This window comes from Niallia sp. FSL W8-0177, from assembly GCF_038006285.1.
Taxonomy (GTDB): domain Bacteria; phylum Bacillota; class Bacilli; order Bacillales; family Cytobacillaceae; genus Niallia; species Niallia circulans_A.
This window is the reverse complement of sequence record NZ_JBBOUX010000001.1, coordinates 1307099-1333439: the sequence shown is the minus strand read 5'-3', so window position 1 is coordinate 1333439 and position 26341 is coordinate 1307099. Positions and strand designations below refer to the sequence as shown.

The window sequence follows — 26341 nt, the reverse complement described above, 5'->3', positions numbered from 1 at the left end:
CCTTCTTCCTCTTTAACTGCGAGTTAATTATTCTCGTCATTCATAACCATTTGGATGAAATGTTGGGCAGGCATTGAAAGTTCATCTTCTCTTCTCCTGCAGATGGAGATAGGGTTTTTTAACTCAACCCCTTCTACATTCACTTTTGCTAAATCTCCACGAGCAATATATTCTTTAACTTCTAGAGATGAGACAAAAGTAATCCCATAACCTTCCATGACAACCCTAATCGCTTCATTTAATCCATTAATTTGTAAGCCGACGGTTGGTTGATTAATGCTGTTTATTGTACATAGCGAAACCAACTTTTCCCGCGCAGAACTACCCTTTTCTCTAAATACAAATGGCTCGCACATAACTTGTCCTAATGTAACCTTTTTTGCAGCAAACTTATGGTTTTTGTGCACTACAAACCACATTTCATCCTCAAATAATTCGCTTGTGTTTAGAAATGGATGGGACTCTCTTTTCCCACCAATGAAAGCTATTTCTGCCTGATAATTAATTATTTGATCCATCGCTTTAAGCGAATTAGTAGTAGTTAATTCTACTTCAACCTCAGGATATCTTCGCTTATATTTTGCAAGCCATTTAGGCAACAGAAAATTTGCTGGAAGATAGGTTGCAACAATACGCAGCTTTCCAATCGAACCATTTTTATATTGGTCAAGATATGCTTCCATTTCTCCTTCAAGGGAAAATACTCTTTTAGAGTGTTTGGCAAGTTCTATTCCTACTTCCGTTAATAAAATCCCTCTTCCTTTCGGTGCTAATAAAGTCATCCCTATCTCTTGTTCTAATTTTTTTATTTGCGCTGTTACAGCGGGTTGACTTATATTCAGCTCCTCTGCAGCGCGAGTAACATTTCCTTTTTCAGCCACGATGTGAAATAGCTTCAATGCGTGAAGATTCATATTACACCTCTAGATTCATAGATAAAAGTTATCAATGTCAAATAAATATATATTAGATTTATTTATTATTTTCTTTTATTCTAAAATTACAAAAGCTAATTCGCAATAAAAATTTTCTTTTAAAGAGGTGAATGGGATCTAGAAGATACCCAAAACGATGAAATTTATATGTATTGACTGTAAGAAAGTATTTACTTCAAGTGAATTTGCCTATCATTGTTCATGCGGCGGTCTGCTTGATATCGTGCATGATTTCCAACATTACGATGCTGATTTTTTAAAGCATTTATTTAAAGAACGACTTTCAGAACGGATGACACCTTATGCAAGTGGAGTATGGAGATACAAAGAGTTAATCTTTCCTGAGTTGCCTGATAACTTTATTGTCACAAAATATGAAGGGAATACAGGATTATATGCTTCAGAATTACTACAAACTTATACAGGGCTTAAACAAGTTTTTGTCAAGGCACAAAGTGAGAACCCTAGTGGTTCATTTAAGGATAACGGCATGACTGTTGCTGTTTCTCATGGAAACTCCTTAGGATATAAGAAGTTCACTTGTACGTCGACCGGAAATACTTCTTCTTCTTTAGCGATGTACGCATCCATTGCTAGCGCAAATTCTTATGTATTCGTCCCAGATAAAGATATCTCTTTAAATAAAGTTCTACAGACAGTTTCTTATGGTGCAAAAGTGTTTAGTTTTCCAGGGACTTATGACGACGGCATTCAATTTTTAGAAAAATATAGCCATGAGCTTGAATTATATGTTTGTAATTCTATCAATCCATTTAGAATTGAAGGTCAAAAAAGTATTATTTATGAAATCGCACAGTATTTAAACTGGGAATTACCTGAATGGATAATCGTTCCTGGTGGTGCTTTAAGCAATGCAACAGCATTAGGAAAAGGCTTATCTGATTTATATACGCTGGGATTAATTAAGAAAATGCCGCGAGTGGCAGTTGTTCAAGCAGAAGGCGCTAGCCCATTTCATAAAATGGTATCCCAACAAAAAAAGGAACTTATTCCTGAGCCTGTTCCATACACTCGTGCTTCTGCGTTGAATATCGGTAATCCACCAAGCTGGAAAAAAGCATTGCATACTCTATTCCAAACACAGGGAGTTACTATATCTGTAACAGATGAGGAGATTCTTGATGCTAAAGCTATGATTGATAAAAGCGGAATTGGCTGTGAGCCTGCTTCAGCAGCAACCATTGCCGGACTGCGCAATTTAGTTTCTAAACAGGTAATTGATAAAGAAGAATCCGCCTTATGTATTCTGACTGGAAATATTCTCAAAGACACGGATGTTTTAAAGTACTACCATCACGTGGAAAATACCAATGCCACCTATAAAAATAACATTCACCATACTAATCTATCACTGAGCAGCATAAGTACTAGAATGAAAAGTGAAAAATGAAAGTCGAAAGAACTTGACGGCTGATCGAAAACTTATTAGTCTCCCTTTAACAAAAACGTTCCTATCCCTGCAGGAACGTTTTTTCCTACTTTACATGCAAACTAACCTATTTATCTTTTAAAAAATAACGCTCAATAAATAGTTGACTTCAGCAAGTATTTTGACTAGAATAAGAAAATAATGACATTATACTATTAATTGAGGTGTTAAAAATGATAGATGTGCAGAGTAAGTTTGGGTTTGAATTCAGAAAATTCAATAGGTTTTACACAGATGTGTTAGGCTTTCTAAATGAACATATTTATAATAGCCCTTTTTCATTAACAGAAACTCGTATTCTCTTTGAAATTTATAACACAGAAAATTGTACAGCCAAAAATATTCAAGAAAGATTAGATTTAGATGGCGGTTATGTAAGTAGAATTGTCAAAAAATTCGAAAAAGAGAAAATGGTTTATAAGCAAAAGTGTAAAGATGATGGCCGTAATCATCTTTTATATGTTACCAGTCATGGGGAATTGATTTACAAAGAGTTGGAGAAAAAAGCTAATCAGCAAGTAGAATACATACGTGAATCTTTGAACCCTGAGCAGCAGCAAAAGCTAATAGCCTCCATGTGTACAATCCAAGAAATTCTTTCTGCCTCATTTAACGAAAAAAACGAGGAGACCGTTTCTATTAGAAGTTATTATACTTTAGAAGATATTAACAACATGATTGAACATCAATGGTTATTTTATAATCAAGTCCATAAATGGGATAACAGTTTTTTAGCCTATCTGGAGGAGACATTTCGTGCTGATATCGAAAGAATCTGGATTGCAGAAATAAATCGCGAATTTGCAGGCTGTATTGGCTTAGTGAATGATGGCAATAACATAGGACAGTTAAGATGGTTCTTAGTAAATCCATCCTTTCACAAAAAAGGAATCGGCACTCAACTTATTAACGCTCTTATCCAATATTGTAAAGAACATGATTATGAGCAAATTTTTCTTTGGACCGTTAGTGAAATGGTTACAGCTAGACCACTATATAAAAAATTTGGGTTTGAAATAACGGAAATACAAGAGGAAAAATCTTTGTGGGGAGCCGATTTAATAGAAGAACGCTGGGATTTAGATCTAAAAAAAAGCTAATTACTATTATTTGAGGGGTAAATATGAAAAGAACATTTCATTACGCATGGATTATTGTTTTTGTTACATTTTTGACTTTTCTAGCCGTCCAAGGTGTTCGTCTTTCATTTGGAGCTTTTGTTGAGCCGTGGGAAACAGAATTTTCCATGAATAGAGGAACCATTTCACTTATCTCCACGTTGAGTTTTATCATCTATGGACTGTCTCAACCACTTATTGGGAGACTAGTAGATAAATTGGGGGCTCGGCTCATTTTATCTTTTAGCACTTTCTTAGTAGGTATAAGTATTTTTCTCACGGCTTTTGTAACACATCCCTGGCAGTTATTCTTTCTCTATGGAATTATGGTTTCTCTCGGTGTGGGAGGAGCCTCTAATGTAGCTGCAACAGTAGTTGTAACCAATTGGTTTAATGAAAAACGTGGACTAGCGTTTGGAATTATGGAGGCTGGCTTTGGTGCGGGACAAATGCTTCTCGTCCCTGGATCCCTTTTGCTGATCCACTTACTAAATTGGAAAATGACCGTTGTTATCTTAGGCGCCTTTTTAGTGCTTTTTGTCTTTCCTATCGTCCTTTTATTTTTACGAAATCATCCTAAAGAGAAAGGGTTAGTTCCTATTGGCGGCGAAATTGCCGAAGACGATTCAGTTCCAAAAAAGACTCTAGATACAAACACTTCCATATGGAATGTCTTTCTAAAAAGACAGTTTTGGTTTTTAATTTTACCTTTTGCGATCTGTGGTTTTACTACCACAGGATTAATGGATACACATCTTATACCATTTTCGCATGATCATGGTTTTTCAACAAGTGTTACTAGTGCTGCCGTAAGTATACTAGCTGGGTTTAATATTATTGGTATCTTACTATCAGGTATAATTGCTGACCGCTGGAGCAGTCGCAAAATGTTATTCCTTTTATATGGAATAAGGGCATTATCTATTGCGATTCTCTTGTCTAGTCACAATTCCACTTTATTACTCATTTTTGCAGTAATCTTTGGATTGGTCGACTTTGCTACTGTTGCTCCAACGCAATTGCTGGCAACGCAGTATTTTGAGGAATATTCCATTGGATTCATTTTAGGGTGGCTATTTCTTAGTCATCAAATAGGATCAGCATTGGGCGCTTATTTACCAGGCTTCTTTTATAATGAAACAGGTAGTTATACTATTTCTTTTTATTTTTCCATTATAATCCTTGTAGGAGCAGCCATCTTAAACATATTCCTCCCTGAACCTCATAAAATTACGCAAAAAGAAAAATAGCAAAAATAACTACAAGATTAAAGGTAAGCCGAATAAACAGGCTTACCTTTCTATTTACCTTACCCTATTATATTGACTAAATTAATAAAGACAACCTTCGAAATGCATCAAGATATTACTTTATCTAATATTCCTAATAATTTTTTATACTTTGCTAATGTTTCTTGAGCTTCTATCTTAATATCTGATTGGAAAAATGTAATATCGCCAGTTCCCTCTATATTAATTAGATTCTTTTCTTCAAGAGTTCTTTTCAGGTTCTTTGCCGTTCCAATACTTCCAGAAATGATATTCGTATTCCCAGGGAATATTGCTCTTAAGCTGTTTTCGAAATATGGGAAATGGGTACATCCAAGCACTATTGTTCCATATTGCCTAAGATCGAACGAAGCCAATTGTTCTTCTAAATAAGGGATTACTTTCTCTTCCCTGAATTCAAAGTTCTCGGCAAATTGGACAAGACCTGGAAGAGCTAAACTGTCCACAATATCATGCTGGTCCAAACTTCTGACAAGATTATGAAACTTTTCTTCCTTAAGTGTTAAATTAGTCGCCAATACTAATACCTTTTTTTGTTTCCCTTCACAGCTTTGAATTGCTGGTTTTACTGCAGGTTCAATTCCCAAAATAGGAAAATCATATTTCTGGCGAAGATCGTCTACAGCGATACTAGTTGCCGTATTACAGGCAATCACTAATGCTTTAATACCTTGATCAGCTAAAAAATCTGCTGCACTAAAAATATAATCTCGTACTTCTTCTTTTGATTTTTCACCATACGGAACATGTAAGGTATCTGCATAAAATATGTAATCTTCATTTGGAAGCAACCGCACTGCTTGGTGAAGAACACTCATTCCACCAATCCCAGAATCAAAAAATCCTATTCTCACTACTTTTCAACCTTCTTCTAAAGAATTTATATCACTTATTAAGAATACCATTTTTTCTAAATGTTTTTAAGTTCTATCTTTTGTTTAGGTAAACTGTCCTTTATAGTTAGAAGAGTTTGCGGAATTATAATGTAACAAAAACGTCTATTACCTTTATGGATTATTTTTTTAAATTAAAAATTATGAAAGCTATCTAATGAATTAGGAGTACCTCAAAGTGTATAATATTATGAATTTTCCTATCAGAGCAGCAATGCTAAACAGGCATCGCTACCCAATGTCCAGTTGAAACCTCTTTAAGTTGTGTATTCTCCACCTCATATTTTATTTGTCGATTATCTATTGGATTCATTATCTTCTTATTTTTCTCTATCTTAGGGTCAGGGATTGGGATGGCGGAAAGTAATGCCTTTGTATAATCGTGTAAAGGATTGGAATAAAGTTCTTCGCTTTCGGCAATTTCTACTATTTTCCCCGCATACATGACGGCAACTCTGTCACAAATATGTTTCACCATAGCTAAGTCATGAGCAATAAATAAATACGTAAGACCCAGTTTTTGTTGCAGTTCTTCTAGAAGCTTTACTATCTGTGCTTGAATAGATACATCCAACGCAGATAACGGTTCATCACAAACGATGAAAGATGGCTCCACTGCCAGTGCTCTTGCAATGCCAATTCTTTGCCTTTGTCCGCCTGAAAATTCATGTGGATAACGGTAAGCGTGACTTGCTTCCAATCCTACCAGTTCTAATAACTCTTCTACCCTTTTTAAACGGAGATGAGTATCTTTATATAGCTGATGGATATCTAGCGCCTGGCCAATAATATCAAGAACTTTAAACCTTGGATTAAGACTTGCATAAGGATCTTGAAAAATAATTTGCATATGACGTCGAAGCATTTTCAACTCTTTCTTAGTTAGTCGATTAACAGGAATTCCCTGAAATAGGGTTTCACCGCTAGTTGGCTCATGCAAGCGTAAAATCGATCTTCCTGTCGTTGATTTACCAGATCCTGATTCTCCCACAAGCCCTAATGTTTCACCAGCCTGGATATGAAAACTAATGTCATCTACTGCTTTTACTATCTTCCCCTTGCCAAGATCAAAATGCTTGTTTAATGAATTAACCTCAAGGATTGGGTGAACAAGGGCTTCTGAAGTTATACTGACTTTTCGTTTCACCTTCTTTTTCTCATCAAGTCTTGGTAAAGCATTTAACAGCTTTTTTGTATAGACATGCTTTGGCTGCTCAAATATGTCCTCTGTTGTGCCAGTCTCTACTATTTCTCCTTCTTTCATCACTACTACACGATCACACATTCCTGCCACTACACCGAGATCGTGTGTAATTAGAATGATAGAAGTGCCAAATCGTTGCTGCATCTCCTTCATTAAAGCAAGAATCTGAGCCTGAATAGTAACATCTAATGCCGTAGTTGGCTCATCTGCAATAAGTAAAGTTGGACGGCAAGCCAATGCCATTGCGATTACTACTCTTTGCCTCATTCCACCTGAAAATTCATGTGGATACTGATTAAATCTTTCTTCGGGATGCCTTATGCCAACAAGCCGCAGTAATTCCATCGCCTGATTTTTCGCTTGTGATTTTGACAGACGTTGATGCTTAGAAATCCCTTCTGCAATTTGCTTCCCAACTTTAATCGTAGGATTTAAAGAAGTCATTGGATCTTGAAATATCATTCCAATATCCTTCCCGCGAATTCCTTCCATTTCCTTTTCCGTTTTTTCTGCTAGATTTTCTCCCAAAAATGTTATATCGCCACTTTTCAAGTGAGATGACGGGGATGGTAGTAGTCGCATAATAGAACGAGCTGTTACGCTCTTTCCACTACCTGACTCCCCAACTATACCTAATGTCTCTCCCTTTTTAATATCAAAACTAACTCCCCTTACCGCTTCAAGCTCTTGTTCATTTGAAGTAAATGAGACTCTCAGATTATCAACCTTTAATACTACTTCCATAATCTCCCCCACTATCTTTTTTCTTATTTCTCTTTTTCTTTCAAACTATGTATTGATTTTTCTGATATCTACAAATAAAATATACTATACAGGTCGGAATAATGCAATTTAAAGAAAAAGGGGGGGAAACAATATTTTGGAACCTGTTCATGTAAAAAGCAGCAAAGTCAAAAATCGTACTAGATCAGTCCGTACTCTTGTACAAGAAAGCTTTATTAAGCTTCAAAAAAGACCTGTTTATCGCTGGGCAATCTATATTTTGGGCTTGCCTGTCACACTCTTCGCCTTGTTCCTGTATTTGTTCAAGAAACAGAATGATCCTTCAAAAAAATTTATGGAAGAAATAGAAGAGCAATTACGTAAAGAGGGGCATTGGGAAAGCTTACATAAAAAATTTCGCTTACAACTAGAAAAGAAGATACAATTTTTCAATCAATCACATACACCCTCTGAACTAGATAAAGAAGCAAGAAAATGGGCAAATGAGCAATTTCAAACGGACATAATGGAAAGAAGTAAGGAAAAAATGCTTGCGTTAGGAAACAAGAAGGTAACCTTTTCAGAAACCTTCCTAGCTTTCATTACAAACAAAAAGATAATTTCCCTTTTGTTTTTACCTGGTTTACTGATGTATGTATTTTTGCTGATCTGTATCAATCCCTATCTAAAGTTCATCCTAGAGCGATTAATAATGAGCATTTTCGTCATTTTTGGCGTAACACTTCTTGTCTTTACTATTTTATATTTTTCACCATTTGATCCGGCAGTTAATATCCTTGGGGAAACAGCAACGAAAGATCAGATTGCCAACTTTAATCATATCTATGGTCTTGATCAGTCTTATTTTCACCAATTGATACAAGCCTTTAAAGGAATTTTCACCTTTGATTTAGGTAATTCCTACACAGGAAATGAGGAAGTCGTAAACAGTATTGCAAGAAAGTTTCCAATCACATTTACACTTGCTTTTATTTCGCTTATTATGGCAATCCTTATTGCGATTCCTATAGGCATTATTTCAGCAACTAAACCTAACTCTATTTTTGATTATAGTTTTATGTTTATTGCTTTAATCGGTTTATCTATTCCAAATTTTTGGCAAGGGTTAATCTTTATTCTTAATTTTTCGATTAAATTAAAATGGTTTCCAGCTACATACGTACCTGATAATTGGATTTCCATTATCATGCCTGCAGTCGTTCTTGGAACAGGTCTTACTGCTTCTATTGCCAGGATGATGCGTTCTTCTACACTTGAAATCATTAATGAAGATTACATTATTACGGCAAAGGCAAAGGGCTTAAGTAAGTCAACTGTAATATGGAGGCACGCTGTCACTAATGCCATGATTCCAGTCATTACTGTTATCGGTCTATTGTTTGGCGGAATGCTTGGTGGAGCAGCTGTGACAGAGAAAGTTTTTAATATTAGCGGAATAGGAAGCTTTATTGTTGACAAGCAATTCATACCTGATATTCCGAGCATTTTGGGCGGAGTGGTTTATATTGCCATAACGATTTCCCTAGTAAATTTATTAATTGACGTATTGTATGCATTCTTTGACCCACGTATACGTACGAAAATGAAACAATATTAAAGCAGGTGTTACGATGTCCAATAATACGGTAGATACACCACATTACCGAAGAAAACAAGCACAGAAAGTATCTTTAGAATATTCACAAGCAGTTTTTTCCTTAATCGTTTCTCTTATTCTGACCGTCATTTTCTTAATCAATGGCTTTGATTATTCATCGGCTGCGATTAAGCCATTTTTCTTTAGTGCATTTGCTGCCTATCTATTCGTATCGATTATACAGGTATTGATTACATGGAAGATTAAACAAAACCTGAAGCAGTTTGGCTCTATTCAAAAATCAACAAGAAAATGGGGATATATTCAGTTATTAAGTGTACTGTTTGGAAATGTATTTACTGCTTCATCTGGACTTTTACTGATTAAAGAAAAAAAATCAATTGACTATATATTTGCTGTTTACATGCTATTAACACAGTTTTTTGTGATTGCTGTTTCTGCTTTAAATTTGTTTAAACCATATGTAGCAGACACGTTTTTACTAGGCATGTATATTCTCATTGCGATTTCTTTTTTTTATCTTTACGTCTTTTATTTTCTATCCAAAAAAGACAGAAGTACTTTAAACGCTACAAAAATTATCGTACTTTCAATAATCTTGTTCCTTACTGGACTATCAGGGAACTTATTTGCCCTTTTTTTAGGAATAAATTTCTTGCGTGATTTAAGAAAAGAAAAACTGTCTGGGAAAGCTGGATGGAATACAACGTGGAGGAAAATAACCAACAATGCTTCTGCCATGCTTGGCCTATTCTTTATTATTTTTCTGTTTGCTTTATCTATATGCAGTTATCTAACATTCGATAAAGATATGGCAATGGAGAATAATTACGCTGCCATCCTTCAGACACCCAGTCTTGCCTATCCTTTAGGTACAGATGATTTTGGTAGAGACCTTTTTTCTAGAATTATTTTCGGAGCAAGAATTTCATTAACTGTAGGGTTTCTTTCTACTATTATTCCATTATTTATCGGTGGGTTCTTAGGTGCCTTAGCTGGTTATTATGGTAATCGAGCAGATAACGTAATCATGAGGCTATTGGATATATTGTATGCTATTCCTGGTATTTTACTTGCAATTGTCATTATTGCCGCATTCGGTTCGAATACAATCACCCTCATTATCGCTTTAAGTGTTGGCTCTATCCCAACATATGCGCGAACGATGAGAGCAAATATTCTCATGATTACGAATCTCGAATATATTGAATCTGCAAGAGCATTGGGAGCAAATAATTTTACCATCTTGTTTAGGCACGCAGTTCCAAACTCGCTTGCACCGATGATTGTTAAGTCAACTCTTACTATTGGCAGTGCTGTGATAGCTACAAGCAGTTTAAGCTATCTTGGATTAGGGGTTGAACCGCATATTCCAGAATGGGGGAATATTCTAAAAATCGGAAGTGCCTATCTTGAATCCCATTCCTATCTTGCCATTTATCCTGGATTATGCATCATAGCCTTAGTCCTTTCCTTCAATTTTTTGGGAGACGGTCTTCGAGATGCATTAGATCCTAAGTTAGATTAATTAAAACATATTATTTAGGGGGAATTTTGCATGAAAAAGAGTTTATTAGCCTTTTTGCTTGTCTTTGTTTTAGTCGCGGCAGGATGTGTCAATACGAAATCAAGTGTTGAGGAAGACAAAGGGAATGATGGGAAATCAAGTGCCAAACCTACTATTGAAATCTTGGGCAGCAGCACAAGTGAGTCTGACATCAATATTTTAAGAGATCAATTAATAAAAAATGGATTTGACGTTAAATTAAATCTTCAACCAGACTATGCGAGCTTCAAAGCACAACAAGATGCTGGAAATTATGATGTTGCGGTATCTAGCTGGACGACTGTAACAGGTAACCCAGATTATGCAGTACGCTCCCTCTTTAAAACAGGCGGAGATTATAGTATTTTAGCAGATGAAGAAATTGATACTTTAATTGATAAGGCAAGTACGCAATCACCGGATGAATATAAAGAAACATATAAGGAATTAGAACAAAAACTAGTATTTGATAAAGCTTATATCGCTCCTTTATACATTTCTTATAAAGCCCAAGGAGTAAATAAAGAAGTCTTGAATCCAGCAACTGTTCGACTTGCAAAATCTAGAGCAATCGCTTGGGAAACAATTGACTTTAAAGATACTTCCAAAAGAAATACAGATCCATTAATTGTTCAACAAGCTATTTCTACACTAACTTCTCTTGATCCGATTAAAGGAAATGATGGATCTATTAATACATTAAATACAAATATGTATGTCCGTTTAATTAATTTAACAGATGATGACCAAGTCACTTCGGAAGGATCTCTATCTCATAATTACAGTATCGCTGATGGAAATTCTGAATATTACTTCTTACTAAGAGATGATATTAATTTTGCACAAATCAAAGACAAGAAAGCTGTTGATACTGGAGAAAGAGTTGGTGCAGACGATGTTATTTTCTCGCTTGACCGCGCCAAAGACAAAAATTCTGTTCCGGATCACCGTACTTACAGCCTTCATGAACATATTAAAACAACGGAGCTTGTGACAGATTTAGCAGAATTAAATGCGCAAGAAGCTGGAAGCGGCACAACCATAAAAGCCGCACTAGAAAAAAATCTTGACAAGGAAATTACAGAATTAGTCTCTGATAAAAAAGATGCAAATAATAAGGAAGGCAAGTATCAAGTAGTTAAAGTCATTACTACTGAGCCATTCCCACAAGTTTTGAATTATTTAGCCCATCAATCGGCAGGTATCGTTTCTAAGAAACAAGTAGAAAGCATTAATACGTATGATGTAGCTTCCTTTGACATCAATAAAGACATTCCTTATGGGGATCAAAATACAGTAACTGAAGGCGACAAATATAATAATACATTATTTGCTAGCGGCCCCTATATTCTTTCTTATAAAAATGATTACGAAGCAGTATTCTTAAAGAATCCAGCATACCAAAAAGGTACAGATGTTGAGCCGAAAATTTCTACTGTTCAAGTACGCTTTATAGCAGATGCTGATAGCGCCCTTTCTTCTTTACGAAATGGTGAAATTCACCTTTTCAATGGAGTACCTGAAACGAAATATAATTTAGTGGAAGAAGATAGCAAGCTTACTCTGCAACGTCAAGAAAGTAACGCTGTAACCTACTTATTATTCAATACGAAAAATAGAGAAGTAGCGAATAATGATGATTTAAGAAAAGCAGTATTGTATTCTATTAATCAAGACGACTTTATTAACTATTATCAAGGCAATAAAATTAAAGCAGTTTCGACCGTAAGTCCATTAGTAGAGACTGGCAATGAGTTAAACGCTGATGCTGATAAAGTAAAAGAATATTTAAAAAAGTACCACGAAGGAAAATAACTATTCCTCTCTCTATCCTATCTTGTAGTTAGGATAGAGAGAGTTTCCCATCAATCCTAACTTCTATTCTATGGATATTCTTATAAATAACTTCAGATAGTGTTCTCTCCTATTTATGAGTAAAAATGCTGGCCCTAACCTTTTTGCAAAGGTATTGTGGTTCAAAAAGGCTTAGCCTATCTATATCGATCACTATTTATTGGTAAAAGATCTCTTCTTTTCTTCTTTCAAAAGTATTACTAATAATCCCTCTTGAGAATTCTTAAATTCGTTAATAATAATGAAATAATCAAAATAAGAATAGCCAATGCCCACCAGAAGGCATTAATGGGCGCATCATGCTCCACAATAATTAATCTTACTATAGCTGTAATACCAATATAAATGAGATAGCGTAATGGAAAATGAAAATGCGAATCAAAATACTTGATGATTAAAGCTATAAATTCAAAGTATAAGAAGAAAGTTAGCAGTTCCTCAGTAAATAAATAATAATCTCTTTCATCCTCTGTTACAAAAGCGACATAGGAAAAGATAAACCATGTTTCTTTTATAAGAAAAAAACTCAATGTTATCCCTATAAGAAACAAACAGCTATTCAATAATGCTTGTAAAAATATAGGCAGTTGCGTAAAAAACTTGATTAGATTTGCTCTTACACTTTGCATCCATCTAGCTCCTTTTATTAGGTATGTTATCTATTTAATATGAGCCATTTTGTATTATTAACCATTAAAAAGGAGGCTTTTTAATACTTCTCATTTACACCATCTTTTCCTTTCCAAATCTATGCTCCTATCAGGCTATCGCTAATATAAATCCCCTTTCTTAATGACGTATTTTGCTGTAAATCTTTCCTTTCACCATACTTCTGTCTTCGAGACCTTTCGTCAAAACTATATTTTTCGACATATAACAATAGCAATTTTGAGATAACTGTTCCTCACTCTTCTTTGCTATGCTAAATCCTATTCGACAGGTTTACAATTGTATAGTATAATTTTCTTTTATTGATATTAAAGCAATAATACATAACCTATAACGTAAAAGACTTACTTTCGCCTTACATATAAAGATGTAGTTTGAATTCTGCGTTATCATAAATAATAGGAGGAGATTTCCATAGAAGATTTGATTTTACAAATGATAGAGGCCTTTAAAGGACTTTCATATTTTGGTATTATGCTTGCACTAACTTTTGAATTTGTTCCAGCAGAACTGGTACTACCGTTAGCTGGCTATTGGGTATATGAAGGAGATATGAATTTATATATGGCTATTTTTGCGGGTTCGATTGGTGGTGTATTGGGACCACTCACTTTATATGCATTAGGCCGATATGGTGGAAGAGCTGCCATTATGAAGTTCAAAAATTTTTTTCTTTTAAAGGATGAACATATTACTAAATCGGATCAATTTTTTGAAAAATATGGTGGAAGTATCGCCTTTTTAGGACGATTCATTCCGTTAGTCCGAACGGCTATTTCGATTCCTTGTGGAATGGCCAAAATGAATATATGGAAATTTATCATTTATACTTATTTAGCCATGCTTCCCATTACAGCGATGTATGTCTATTTAGGTTATAAATTAGGACCTCAATGGAAAAAAGCGGGCGAAGTATTTGGTCAATATACGAACTATTTATTAATCCCTATCGCAATATTTATTATTATTTTTCTGTTTACTAAACGTAAAAAAGTAAAGGTACAATAGTTGAAAAAGGACTAGCTCCAGCATGTATTTAAACCATACTGAAGCTAGTTTCTTTTTTTCCTGTAATAATAGATTAAGTGAATGTAGCAATACTTCTATGTCCCCCTCGCTATCGAGATTACTGCTAAAATCGGAAATGGAAAATTTACCTGTGATTGGATTTTTATTTTTACCCATCCTATTAAATGGAGGTGGTAAAGATGAAAAAAGAAATTCCAGTTGAGTTTACGGAAAAAGTTCTCGATCAGCGAAATGATCTTACTGGTCCAGATGATTCAGGAAAAGCATCCTATCCAAAAAGGCCAAAGCATGTATCCATCCAGGAATCGAAAAGAAAATAATTTAAAAGCTGCCCTCTAGTTCCATCAAGGGGGCTCTTCTTTTGCCCTTTCCTCCCTTATCATATGGTTGGATTTCTAACTGTTCAACTATTTAGCCAATTCTTTCCAATATTCTTCGTTTTTGATAAAGCATATTAGCAACTTCCCCTACCTCTTTTATGGCTGCTTTATTCATATAGGCACCAAAAATCATTCCCGCTACTGGTATCATTTGAAAAAGTTTTTTCCATCCGAAATTATCTCGATAAGAAGCAAACACCTCTCTCCACCCTTGTAGCTGTGCGAAACCTTCCTCCTTAGAGGCATTGGTCAATTCATTTAAAATGGCTCTTTTTCCAACTATATCAGAAGAAGTAAATTGCATACATTTAATCATAAATATTCGCTCTTCCTTATTTGAAGGGTCATAACCATATGCTACTGCTACTTCTTGGATGGTTTTCAACGTAATTCCAAAGATAAGGGGGATATCAACAGCTAGTGTAAAAATACCGCCAAAACCAGTTGTAGCCCCTTGAATTTGGGCATTTTTCGCACGATTTTTGATAAAGGTTTCTGCTGTCTGTTCCATAGAATCAATCGGAAAATGTTTTATATCTTCCAATTTCACATCTTCCTTTAACGATAATTCTTTTTTAACTTTATACAATGTTTTCTCATTATCCACGAGATACTGTCCGCCATTATCAATATATACGGCAATTTCATCTAATAGTATATGTATTTTCTCTTGGATGTATGTCGGTGTCAATTTATCCAATAGCACAAATGGAAGTCTTCCGATTTTTTCCCAAAAGAACAAACCTTTTTGATTTTTCTCCCATTTTTCAATATTCTTTAATTTCTTTCTAAGCAGCTTTTGATTTTCCATTGCTTTATTTTTGTTTAACAATTCCATTTGTTTCTCCCATTTTTCGAATTATTTTTAAATGCATAATGAATTGAAATGACGAGATTTGATTTCACTCGATTTTTAAGATAATCATTTATACGAGTTTTCATATAAAAAAGATTCATTAAAAAGAGAGTTATTCTACTCGATGCTCATGCTCTCTTTTATCTTACTAGGGAGTGTGTTGTTCACTGTACACTGTATGAATCAATAATGCTAACGCATATAGGGAATGGCCTACATATAAAAATAATGCCTATTATTACATAGGAACATATTATCCTCATCTTTTAAAAGCTATTTTTTATTTATTTAAATAAACACTTATGCAAAATAAACAATAAAAAGCCTTGCAATTATTAAGCAGGCCTGTTATGCAAGTATTCTAAATCATTCACATTGCTTTTGTGCAAGGCGATCATCCAATTCTAATTAACTTCCTTTTCCTCTTCTTAAGGTATTCTCTATTCCGTAATCACTTCACTATCTATATTCTCTTGAAAAATCATCAGTAAAATGCTCTAAATAGGTTACTGCTTTGGAAGATTCACCCAGCACTTTTACCTCTTTGACAGTTGTATTTCCTGTTGGCATCGTAAGCGTAACAGATTATCCCTAATAGATGCTCTATTAAAATATTATCATCACCTTTCCATTTGATTTAGGGATATCGGTAATGCATTGTATTGTAACTCTCCTCCGTTCTTCTTTCGAATTATAATTTATGCTTTCGGTAATTTCACTTGGAAGTGGTTTTCTGCCACTTCTATATCTCTATTAGTTAAATTACTTAACGTATAGCTGCTCTCTTCTTCACTCCAAACATTCCTCTTAACTCCTCTTTTAAATTTGGTTATTTTTACAAGAAAATTAAATAAAATATAGGTATTATTATTGACGCTAAAAAGGCAGAATAACACTTCCCAACTTTTCTCCGACAAGAAAAGCATCCCAGACAGGATGCATTCTTCGTAAACTTATGCTTTATATAATATAACGGCTGTATAAATTCCCTCTTCTGTTATAGGGTCATTGTTCACAGCGAACTTAATATCCATTACTTCATGATTTTCCAATTCCTTTAACGCTTTATTTAAATGTTTCTCGAATTTTTTATTTTTCTCCGAAATAACTTTTGTTTGAATCATAAGGTTGTACCTGCCTTTTCCTAATTATTGTATTATTAATTGAACAATCTCTTTAAGTAATTTTTATATCCATAGATGTTTTATATTTTGTTCCCTTTCAGCCGAACATCCAACTATTATTGCCACCATGGCAATTAACAAAATAGAAAGGCATTTACGGAAAAAATATAGTGAATTAACTCCCTCCTTTCTAGAGAAATACGTTTTGAATAATTAAAAAGTTTCAATTAAAAGAAAAGGACTTTACTAAAAATAGATTTTGCTGGATTTGGTATAGAACTATTCATTAAAGATAATAAAGAAAAGTTTTCTCAATTATCTATACAAACATAAACATCATTAATCACCTTTTAAAAGATTTATGATTTTGTGTTTTAAAATTGTAATCCAATAATTTTAAAAACAAAATAAAATGGCTACCTCAGATATAGAAAAACTGAAATAGCCATTAATTAATTACCATAGAAGATTTTTTTGTCCTCGCCTATCGATCATTTCACCTTTTCCACTGCTTAGTAGCCCTTCGGTAACAGAAAGAGTACCATCCCGCGGCCGCGGGTTAGCAGACATTTCTTTAAAGAAGCATCATCATCTTTAAATCAGCCTAACAAACTAAATAATACCTGTATTAGGCTATTAAATTTCTTTTCTACTAACTATAATTACCTTTATACTCAATCACTTTTACAGGCCCTAATAAACCTGATGGCTTCATAGGTATAAATTGAGAAAAAAAGTCCTGTTCTTGCTTCCCTAAATTATCCACCACTACGATTTCTAAATGATTTATTCCTTTCTGTAGATAATCCGTTATTTCAAAACTATATGGAGTACATATTTTTATTCCAACCAATTCTCCATTCAGTTTTACCTCAGCAATTTCATTTACTATTCCTAAATCTAATATAAATCTATCACCTGTTAGATCGATACTATTAAATGTAGAAGTATACTTAAAATTACCTGAAAAACATTCCAAACCAGGAAGTTTATTTATATTAATCAAATTATTTAATTCCTGCAAATTACCAAATGTGGGGTATTCTAATGCGGTACAAAATTCAACTTTCCACTTTAATTGGAGGATAGTCTCTTTTCCCTCCAATTGATTTACATTTTTAGTTATCATCCCCTCAAACTTATTATTATCTACAAGTATCAATGATTCATTAGGTTGTAACTGTATCGGTATTTGTTTTTTTCCTTCTTTATTAAATTGATCATATGACAATAACTCGTTATTAAATCCATCATATTTTAAGAGTACTTTCTCAGAATTAAGTTCAGCTACTGTATTGATTTCTTGATAAGGATCTTCATTAAAAAACATATAAAGGTTCCCATCTATATGCTCATAATGGTAATATCTTAAGTACGGTTGGTATTCACTAACTATCAGTTCCGTTCCTTTTATTTTCAATTCCTCTCCTAATGATTCTAAATTAACCTTATTGGTTCCACTAAAAAAGCTTTCATCCAACCTTTTGTTTTTTTCGCTATATAATGGATAATTATTTACAAAATATATACTTATTCCATTCTTAGACATCGCTTCTACTTTCTCCATAAATGATAAAGGTAACGATTCTGCATAGGGAATAATCAATGTATGAAATTCGTTATTGTTAATAAGGAATTCGTTATTCGTAATTTTACTCTCCATAACATAATCAATTGGAATAATGTCAAAATCTATTTGATGTTGCATCAATACACGAGCAGGTTCTTGAAACAGCATATAGTTACCAAGCCACTCAGCTTCCGCATGATAAAGAATACCTACTTTCGCAATATGTTTCCCACCATTAAACAAATGACTTATCCTATTTATATAATTATTTAAAATATACATATATCTAAATTCTGGATCATGTCCATTAGCATAAAAATGTGGTGGACAATCGGGATCAGGAAATGTTTTAGGACTAAATGCATGAGGTATAAAGTGATTAACTCCTCTAACTAGCATGTGATCGACAATATACTTCATTAATGAAAGTCCTTCCGCCCAGCCATATGCTCCAAACACTTCACATATCGTTCTGCCCCCTTTTTTTCTATCAAGCTGACCAAGTGAGGCTCCCATTTTAGCTAGACCATAATGAAAGAATTCACCATCCCACCCCATTTTTGTTATGGACTTATTAATATTTTTATCCATTCCTGGCATTATTTGATTAAGAACAACATCAATTCCAGACATATCTTGTGGTTTAATCGCACGAAAAAAGTGTCCAGCTCCATATCCTAGTCGTGCATGTGAATTATTATCTTCTATTAAATGACCAATATATTCCACATTTCTTTTCTGACACCATTCCGCTAATACTCCTGTAAAATTATTACTATATTCTTTAGAAACAATATCCATATACTTCAACCGAACTTCTTTTTCTTTACCATCAGACTCAATTGGTTCCAGTAAAGGTAGAAATACATAATCATCTAAGAAAAATTCTTCTAACATACCTTCTCTCCAAGGATAGACCATCTCCTTTCTTCCAATAGATCCTTCCGCTCCATGCATGTTACCAAATCTCGGTTCATCCGAAAAAAAACCTGCAAACGTTTTGCCAAATTCTGATTGATAGCGTTTGTAATGAGGTTGATAAACCTCATCAATTAATATTCGAGTAGCTTGTGATTCCAATGGGTTTAAATACCCTTCTGTTTGCGGCTCTCCCCCATCTATTGTTTCCATCAACACAAAAATGCGCCATTGACCCTCAGGTATACTCCAATTTAAAATTCCATTAATTTCAAAGTTCGTGATATCAATAAAACTGGTGGAATCAAAACTACTATTACCTGTTCTCTTTGCAGCTATTATTTTTAGTAGCTTATCAGGTATATATTCTTTCTCTTTTGAAAATAACTGTTTTGTATTGCCACGATTAACTAATATAGTGGCATCCTCTAATGGTCCTACAAAGTCTAACTGATGGATTTTTAAATATTTTTTTATATATTGAGGATAATCATTTTTCACTCTTCCATTCGCATATCCTGTAGGAAAATGAGAATCATCTAATAACCAAACCTTCATTCCCAGCTTTTTCGCTTCTTCCATCAGTGTATCCATGTTTTCCCACCAACTCTCACCAAGAAAATCAGGATGTGGCCTAGATTCAACAATGAATGCTTTAATCCCTGATTCATATATTTTTTTTACATAATCTCTTAAAATGTCATTATCTTCTCCGTGAAGCCAAAAAAAAGGTAATATGTAATTATCATTTTTATTATCTAATACCTCTTTCACTCTCTTCATCACTATCTCTCCCTACCATTTCTTTCTAATATACAACTTAGCTGTGATATCCACTTTAATTAGGGAGGAGCAACCAAGTATCCCTTCTTCTCACAAGCTACTTGATTACTCATCTTCCTCTTACTTATTCTTATTTGATTGTAATTTACCTAGTATCCCACTGAAAAATGTTAATATTCATAATGTTCAGTCTTATTATCAAACAGAAATACTTACATCATTACTTTTCATTTCTTCCTCTACCGCCTTTTTATCCAATACCTTAAAGAATGGAAAGTAAGTAAGTATCCGCCGGTAGAACCGGCGGTTTTAATTTCGCCCTATAAGGGCACTTTACCAACGAAGCCCCTAAAGGGACCTCTAAATTGACCGCCAACCGTTTACTCTCCCTACTTATCTTTAAATGGATCGACGTATTCTCGTTTGCTCATATTATCTCGCAAACGGTCCTCTGCTTCTTGCTCTCGTATATACTTTGCAATTGTTTTTTCGTTTAATCCAACCGTACTTACGTAATATCCTTTCGCCCAAAACGTTCGATTTCCATGATTATATTTTAAATTTGCATGTCTATCATGGATCATCAATGAACTTTTACCTTTTAAATATCCCATGAAATACGAAACAGACATTTTCGGTGGTATTTTTACCAGCATGTGTATATGATCTGGCATGGCATGTGCTTCCATTATTTCTACATCTTTCATTTCACATAGTTTTCTCAATATAGCACCTATATCTTTTCTTAATTTCCCATATACTACTTTCCTTCTGTATTTGGGAATAAATACGATATGATACTTACAATTCCATCTTGTATGTGATAAACTATTGTCGCTCGACATGAGCAGAACTCCTCTCGTTATTTGAAGTTGGTTTGACGGCCATCTTCTATTATAACGATTGGAGTTTTTTTCTAATACGACTCTACAAGTTTTATTTTCACACAGGCAGAGCCTGTGGTTTAAAAAGAGTAATTAAAGTAGACACGATTGTAGCAATCAACTGAAAAACTGCATATTTCCATCCACCCATCATTAATCCTTGAATAATAAGCGGAGTTCCTCCAGGACCGCCTGCACCGGTAGGCATTGGTAAAATTCCCATGGAGGTAAGTATATACCCAATTATAATGTATAAAACAGGGGTAAATACAAACGGTATGAATAAAATTGGGTTTAACATCATCGGAAATCCAAAAACAACAGGTTCATTAATATTGAAAAGAGATGGTATAGTTGCAACCTTACCAAATATTTTATAACGAGACGATTTTGCAAACAATAATACACAAATTACTAAGCCGATTGTGGCTCCTGCACCACCAGGGGAGGAAACTGCATTAATCCAATTGTATGTGATAATATTAGGTCCTACCTGCCCTGCTGCAACCGCTGCCATATTCTCGGCATCTGCTGCTATCCAAACTGGCATTATGACAGATACAACAGCAATGCCATGAATTCCTAAGAACCAGCATAACCCAGTCAACACATAAATAATAATACCAGCCCATATACTTGTACCGATTACACTTAATGGTGAACCGATTAAAGTATAAACTGCATTATGAAAGTTCTCAAACTCAGTATGTGAAAGTCCTAGTGTTATCGCCCCAAAAAGGATACCAATGAGAACAGAAGGTATAATGCCATTAAACGACTTTGCAACAAATTCTGGAACACTGTCTGGTAATTTTACGATTAAGCCTTTATCTGATAATTTTATATAAATAATGGCGGATACTATTGCACAAAACATAGCTACAAAAATTCCCTTTGCTCCCAACCATTCTAAAGGTAAATTTGTTATAGCCATAAATCCTTCACCAGTCGTGGTTAATGGTGTTACTAATAAAAAAGCTAATAATCCCAGTAATCCTCCTGTAAATGAGTCATAATCCGAAAAATTACCTACATAAGTATATGCGATACTAAATGCAGCATACAATGCAAGAAGATTAATAGTAATATTTGATAAGGTCGTGAAAATTCCTCCTAAACCACTCGTAGTTAAAAATGATTGATATGCTTCAATAGGTAAATTTTGAAATATAGTTGCAAATGATCCTAATATCAAAACACTCATTAAGCTCATTAAGCCTTTAGAAATGGATTGGATAATTCTATTATTATTTATCCAGTTAGAAGCAGGACCAAGTATTTTTTCTAAATTATTCATTCTACTACTCCCCCTAATAGATCATTCTTCTTTTCAATGAAGAGATTAACGAATTAATATTATTTACTTATCAAAATCCTAATCTCCTAACACATTTTTGACATATTCCATGATTTTCTTTCCATTAACCATTCCATAATCAGTCGCATTAATAGCTTCAACTGGACAGTGTTGAAACTTTTGAACGATAGTATTAAGCTGATAACGAACTTGAGGACCAAGTAAGATAAAATCTGCATCGTTTGCAACATTAACCGCTTCTGACAATGCATATGCATCAATCGTACATTTATAATTCATTTTTTCTGCTTCTTGTCGCATATTTCTAGTTAAAATGCTTGTTGACATACCTGCAGAACATAGTAAAATTATTTTTCTCATATATAATCCCCCAAATATTTTTAATAAATATACTTAACTCATAAAGTATCTAAGCAAACGTAACTTTAGATAACTATTTATTAATCAGACTTAAAGCCCACTCTAAAACTTTTTTTCCATCCATCATTCCATAGTCTACTGTATTAATTACTTTTACAGGAATTCCTTTCACACCACCATATTCTTTTATAAAACTATCTTCTTTATAGGAGACTTGGGGGCCTAAAAGTAAAATATCAGTATCTCTAATATTTTTTTTCACCTCCCCTTGTCCCGTTGCACAAATTATTATTTCTTCGTTTTTTTCTTTAGCTGCTTGTTCCATTTTTCTAACAAGCAAGCTTGTTGACATTCCTGCTGCGCAGACGAGTAAGATTTTTTTCATAATTTCTCCCCTTTCTATAAGTTTATCGTTTTCTTAGTTAGTTCAATAATTTCAATTGATAAGTCTCTAACTGTCATGGCATTCATTAAGTGATCCTGTGCATGAACCATTAACAAAGATACCTCTGAGCTTTCTCCTCTTGCCTCTGCTTGAATTAAATCTGTTTGGATTCTATGGGCTTTATTTAACTCTTCCCTTGCTTCTTCCATTAATTTTTCTGCTTCTTCAAAATGGGCATTTTTAGCTTCTACTATTGCCCTCATGGCACAACTTCTAGCATTTCCTCCGTAAATGATAATTCCCATAATAATCTCTTGATTTTCCAAGTTGTCACCTTCTTTTTCATATTTAATTCCTTAACTAAACTATAATTTTAAAACGCTTCCAATTAAAGTTTATGTTTTTCCATTACTAGTGGAAAGAAATTGGCCTTTTAATCATATATAATTAATCAAAACTAAAAATCATCCTACCAAGTTAAATTGGTTACATCTCTTTTATTAATTTCATTATGGTGCAGGAATCTAGAGCATTGATAATTTTTTGAACAATATCACGATCGTCAATAAATCGAAATAGTGTATCATACATCGGTTTCAACTCTTCTTTGTTATCATCCGCTACATGAAGAAGACAGACCAACTGCACCTTATGTTTTCCCCAATCAATTGGCTTTTCTAATGTCGCGATTGTCCAAAATGTATGCGGGGACTTTGCCTCTAATGGATGAGGAATTGCAACCAGATTACCATAGCTTGTTGAAGCTACCTGTTCTCTGTCCATTATCGTTTCAACAATCCCTTCCTCAGTCATCTTTTTTTTAATAAGTTCCTCTCCAAGATAGGTTATTATTTCTTCAGGTGTTTTGCATGATAGATGTGCGTATATTAATTCTTCAACTAAATACTTATTTATAATTGATTCTTGAGTATCCCCAATCATTTGTTCAACCTCTGTTAGTTCACTAGTCCCTAGGAGTGTACTTACTACTACGTGAGGAATCTTGATGGTGCTTGGCAATTGAACAGTACTGACTATAAAATCAATATCATCTTCTTCGTACATAGAAAGGTTATATAATTCGGTTGTACCAATTATTGATATTTTATTACCAAACTTTGCACGCATCTTATAAAGTAATAATTGCGAACTACCATGTCCAGTGGTACAAACAATTAGACATCTTTTTGGTTTTATTTTTAATTTAGATCTTTCAATTGCTGCACCAAAATGAAGTGCAATGTAACCAATCTCATTTTCATTAATGACAATATCGAAGTCCTCCTCAATTACCTTTCCTGCTATAATAGCAGCCTCAAATGCGATTGGATAGTTAACTTTTATTGCCTCTAACATTGGATTATATATATTCATCTGATATTTAACCCGATGAAGTGCAGGCTTAAGATGTAGGCTAATAGCAACTAGTAGCTCCTTATCATTGCCAATGTTGAGACTCATTTGTTCCTCAACATTGCTCATCATACGTTTAACAGTTTCTATGATATTGTAATTAAAACTATTTAATAGTTCTGGCTGGTTTTTATTTAATAACAATCTGTTTCCTAATAAGTGCATAGTTACATACACTATTTCTCCTCTTGGAAACTCCAGATTCAGCATTTTCTCCATGCTTTTGATAATTCTTTTTGACACGATATATTCCTTTTTATTTTGGATATTCTCTTCAACTTCATTTAAACTGTCCACGTACTGCTTACTTTTTATTCTTTGGCAGGCAATAGCAATATGTACTACTAAATTATGTAAGGCTATATCAGATAAGTTAAGATCAAATGCTTTTAGTTCTCTTAGCGCTGTCTCTCGAATTAATTCCATACTATCTTCTGGCAATAGCCATGACTGTCTTTTTAACTTTTCTTCTATAATAGAAGGTCTGCGGAATAATAGCTCTGAAATTGCAAATCTAATATTTCTTTCTGAACCTGCAAGTCTCAATCCATACTTTGCTTTTTGAGCAAGCTTCAAATTGAATTGCTGTAAAATAACTTTTACATCCTTTAAATCATTTTTTAATGTTGATTTACTAACAAATAATTCATCTGCCAAATCCTCTACTTTAAAATAATTTTGTCTTAATAGAAACTTTTTCAATAAATAGTGAACCCTATCTTCTGGTTCAACTGGGACATTTTTTTCAAACTCAATAAATTGAGAAATAAATTGTTTGAATTTGCATTCATCACAAACCTCAAGTTGATAACCACGGCTTCTAACAGAAACGATATTCGCTCCTGCATTCATTAACTGATTGTCAATTTCTCTTAAGTCATTACGAATTGTTCGAGAGCTAACTTGAATTATAGAGGCTATTTGTTCACCACTAATTGGCTTCTTTTCTGAAATCAGCGCTTTTAAAATCTGTTGTTGCCTCGCATTCATAGATTCTCCTCCCCTCATAAGTATTCTTCATTTAATTATAAAGCGTTTTCACAAATGCTGGGGTACAAAGATTTTCCATTATGTTAGGAAAATTTTTGTTAAGGATGAAAAAGTAGTTTTTTAGCTAATAATCCAAGATGATATATTTTGGGCTTATTTTGAACCTTCTAAACTCCAACTCTAGTTTAACCATTTAATAAGAAGTGCTAACCATAATAGAATTTAAGATTCATATTTACATAAAACCCTAAAATAATTTAGAAAAGCTGAAATATTTGGCATAAAAATGCCCTGCTCAATAAGCAGGGAGAAAGTGAGGGAAGAAACTGATCATTCCTTCCCCTCTTTATAACGAGCAATTATTGTATCTCCATATTCATAATTATTTGTTATAAACTCAATTTTACCACCAAAGAGGGAAAAATGGACCGAATCTTCTTATTCCAAAGAATGGGAATGCAAAAAGTCCAAATCTTCTGAACGGAAATATTAATCGACTATCTTCGCTTTGATTATGACCCGTTACCAATAAGTATACGTTTTCATCATCATAACTATGGAGAATCCCTTGGTGAACTTCACCATCTCTTGTTTCTATTTGAATAAATTCAAATAAGTGCTTGTGACATTTCGGATGAAATTTGTGTTTATAATGATCATGATCCTTTTTATGATGATGATGGTGATGTTCATGATGACTTGAAGATGATTCCATTATATCTCTATTATTTTCCACGGCATTAGCCTCCCCATTTAAATTCACTGTAGTTTATGCACAAGTGAAAATAAGGTTCGACTTTAAGTTTGACCATTTTATAGGAATTTTGAACCATATTGCATATCATCTGTTTTTTCTCTTTTGTAAGAAGAATACGAGTAGTGCCATTAAATACTTATTGTCAATGAAGCAATCTGTTAAAACTATTTCTCATAATTATTCCGCAACAATCACATTAAATTCTTTAGATATTTCCTAGCCTTAAACACCTTTTTTTCTCAACTAAAGGTCCCCTTATAGTTTGGGAATCCTTA

General features: G+C 33.9%; 23 protein-coding genes. 8 read left to right on the top strand and 15 right to left on the bottom strand.

Annotated features, from left to right (window positions below; translation table 11 throughout):
* Window positions 1-23: 23 nt before the first annotated feature.
* On the bottom strand, window positions 24-914 hold the full coding sequence (locus tag NST77_RS06300; protein ID WP_095329278.1) for a LysR family transcriptional regulator: 891 nt from the start codon (window positions 912-914) through the stop codon (window positions 24-26).
* 157 nt (window positions 915-1071) lie between these two features.
* Between NST77_RS06300 and thrC the strand changes: the two genes are divergently transcribed.
* The 3 genes from thrC (at window position 1072) to NST77_RS06285 (ending at window position 4753) form a co-directional block, all read left to right on the top strand.
* Window positions 1072-2346: a threonine synthase gene (gene thrC, locus NST77_RS06295; RefSeq protein WP_095329277.1), complete on the top strand. Its 1275-nt coding sequence runs from the start codon at window positions 1072-1074 to the stop codon at window positions 2344-2346.
* A 212-nt stretch (window positions 2347-2558) separates the two neighbouring features.
* Window positions 2559-3485, top strand: a complete 927-nt coding sequence (locus NST77_RS06290) for a bifunctional helix-turn-helix transcriptional regulator/GNAT family N-acetyltransferase (RefSeq protein WP_095329276.1) — start codon at window positions 2559-2561, stop codon at window positions 3483-3485.
* A gap of 23 nt (window positions 3486-3508) precedes the next feature.
* Window positions 3509-4753, top strand: a complete 1245-nt coding sequence (locus NST77_RS06285; protein ID WP_095329275.1) for an MFS transporter — start codon at window positions 3509-3511, stop codon at window positions 4751-4753.
* Window positions 4754-4860: 107 nt separating this feature from the next.
* Here NST77_RS06285 and murI read toward each other — a convergent pair whose 3' ends face one another.
* Window positions 4861-5646, bottom strand: coding sequence for a glutamate racemase (gene murI / locus NST77_RS06280; RefSeq protein ID WP_163186557.1), 786 nt, complete (start codon window positions 5644-5646; stop codon window positions 4861-4863).
* Window positions 5647-5902: 256 nt separating this feature from the next.
* Window positions 5903-7633, bottom strand: coding sequence for a dipeptide ABC transporter ATP-binding protein (locus NST77_RS06275; RefSeq protein ID WP_163186555.1), 1731 nt, complete (start codon window positions 7631-7633; stop codon window positions 5903-5905).
* Window positions 7634-7769: 136 nt separating this feature from the next.
* On the opposite strand from NST77_RS06275, the gene NST77_RS06270 reads away from it, so the two are divergent.
* The 3 genes from NST77_RS06270 to NST77_RS06260 are packed head-to-tail and all read left to right on the top strand — an operon-like array spanning window position 7770 to window position 12591.
* Window positions 7770-9230: an ABC transporter permease gene (locus NST77_RS06270; protein ID WP_371471269.1), complete on the top strand. Its 1461-nt coding sequence runs from the start codon at window positions 7770-7772 to the stop codon at window positions 9228-9230.
* 13 nt (window positions 9231-9243) lie between these two features.
* A complete protein-coding gene (locus tag NST77_RS06265) occupies window positions 9244-10758 on the top strand; it encodes an ABC transporter permease (protein WP_095329271.1) in 1515 nt (504 codons plus the stop codon).
* 30 nt (window positions 10759-10788) lie between these two features.
* Entirely contained in the window at window positions 10789-12591 is a 1803-nt protein-coding gene (locus NST77_RS06260) for an ABC transporter substrate-binding protein (protein ID WP_341122805.1), read from the top strand.
* A gap of 239 nt (window positions 12592-12830) precedes the next feature.
* On the opposite strand, the gene psiE is transcribed toward NST77_RS06260, so the two are convergent.
* Entirely contained in the window at window positions 12831-13259 is a 429-nt protein-coding gene (gene psiE, locus NST77_RS06255; protein WP_123257492.1) for a phosphate-starvation-inducible protein PsiE, read from the bottom strand.
* Window positions 13260-13713: 454 nt separating this feature from the next.
* Here psiE and NST77_RS06250 point away from each other — a divergent pair, with 454 nt between their 5' ends.
* Both NST77_RS06250 and NST77_RS06245 read left to right on the top strand, forming a co-directional pair.
* A complete protein-coding gene (locus tag NST77_RS06250; RefSeq protein ID WP_164463791.1) occupies window positions 13714-14307 on the top strand; it encodes a DedA family protein in 594 nt (197 codons plus the stop codon).
* 200 nt (window positions 14308-14507) lie between these two features.
* Window positions 14508-14648 (top strand): hypothetical protein, encoded by a 141-nt coding sequence (locus NST77_RS06245; RefSeq protein ID WP_164463874.1) that lies wholly within the window; start codon window positions 14508-14510, stop codon window positions 14646-14648.
* A gap of 91 nt (window positions 14649-14739) precedes the next feature.
* Here NST77_RS06245 and NST77_RS06240 read toward each other — a convergent pair whose 3' ends face one another.
* From NST77_RS06240 to NST77_RS06190, 11 genes are all read right to left on the bottom strand, one after another.
* Window positions 14740-15519, bottom strand: coding sequence for an EcsC family protein (locus NST77_RS06240; RefSeq protein WP_123259105.1), 780 nt, complete (start codon window positions 15517-15519; stop codon window positions 14740-14742).
* Between the two features lie 743 nt (window positions 15520-16262).
* Window positions 16263-16481 (bottom strand): hypothetical protein, encoded by a 219-nt coding sequence (locus NST77_RS06235; RefSeq protein ID WP_163186544.1) that lies wholly within the window; start codon window positions 16479-16481, stop codon window positions 16263-16265.
* A 36-nt stretch (window positions 16482-16517) separates the two neighbouring features.
* Complete coding sequence (locus NST77_RS06230; protein WP_095329266.1) at window positions 16518-16688, bottom strand: sporulation protein Cse60; 171 nt, start codon at window positions 16686-16688, stop codon at window positions 16518-16520.
* Between the two features lie 652 nt (window positions 16689-17340).
* Window positions 17341-19959, bottom strand: a complete 2619-nt coding sequence (locus tag NST77_RS06225; RefSeq protein ID WP_341122804.1) for a glycosylhydrolase-like jelly roll fold domain-containing protein — start codon at window positions 19957-19959, stop codon at window positions 17341-17343.
* Between the two features lie 389 nt (window positions 19960-20348).
* Window positions 20349-20804 carry an IS200/IS605 family transposase gene (tnpA, locus tag NST77_RS06220; protein WP_095330205.1) on the bottom strand — a complete coding sequence of 152 codons (456 nt, stop codon included), beginning with the start codon at window positions 20802-20804 and terminating at the stop codon, window positions 20349-20351.
* Window positions 20805-20901: 97 nt separating this feature from the next.
* Window positions 20902-22140, bottom strand: coding sequence for a PTS sugar transporter subunit IIC (locus NST77_RS06215; RefSeq protein WP_341122803.1), 1239 nt, complete (start codon window positions 22138-22140; stop codon window positions 20902-20904).
* 78 nt (window positions 22141-22218) lie between these two features.
* On the bottom strand, window positions 22219-22521 hold the full coding sequence (locus NST77_RS06210; protein WP_095329263.1) for a PTS sugar transporter subunit IIB: 303 nt from the start codon (window positions 22519-22521) through the stop codon (window positions 22219-22221).
* Window positions 22522-22594: 73 nt separating this feature from the next.
* Entirely contained in the window at window positions 22595-22906 is a 312-nt protein-coding gene (locus NST77_RS06205; protein ID WP_095329262.1) for a PTS sugar transporter subunit IIB, read from the bottom strand.
* 14 nt (window positions 22907-22920) lie between these two features.
* The gene (locus tag NST77_RS06200) at window positions 22921-23211 is read right to left on the bottom strand and encodes a PTS lactose/cellobiose transporter subunit IIA (protein WP_123259104.1); all 291 of its coding nucleotides are present in this window, start codon (window positions 23209-23211) and stop codon (window positions 22921-22923) included.
* 181 nt (window positions 23212-23392) lie between these two features.
* A complete protein-coding gene (locus NST77_RS06195; protein WP_341122802.1) occupies window positions 23393-25309 on the bottom strand; it encodes a BglG family transcription antiterminator in 1917 nt (638 codons plus the stop codon).
* 403 nt (window positions 25310-25712) lie between these two features.
* Window positions 25713-26045, bottom strand: a complete 333-nt coding sequence (locus NST77_RS06190) for a hypothetical protein (RefSeq protein WP_095329259.1) — start codon at window positions 26043-26045, stop codon at window positions 25713-25715.
* Window positions 26046-26341: the final 296 nt, after the last annotated feature.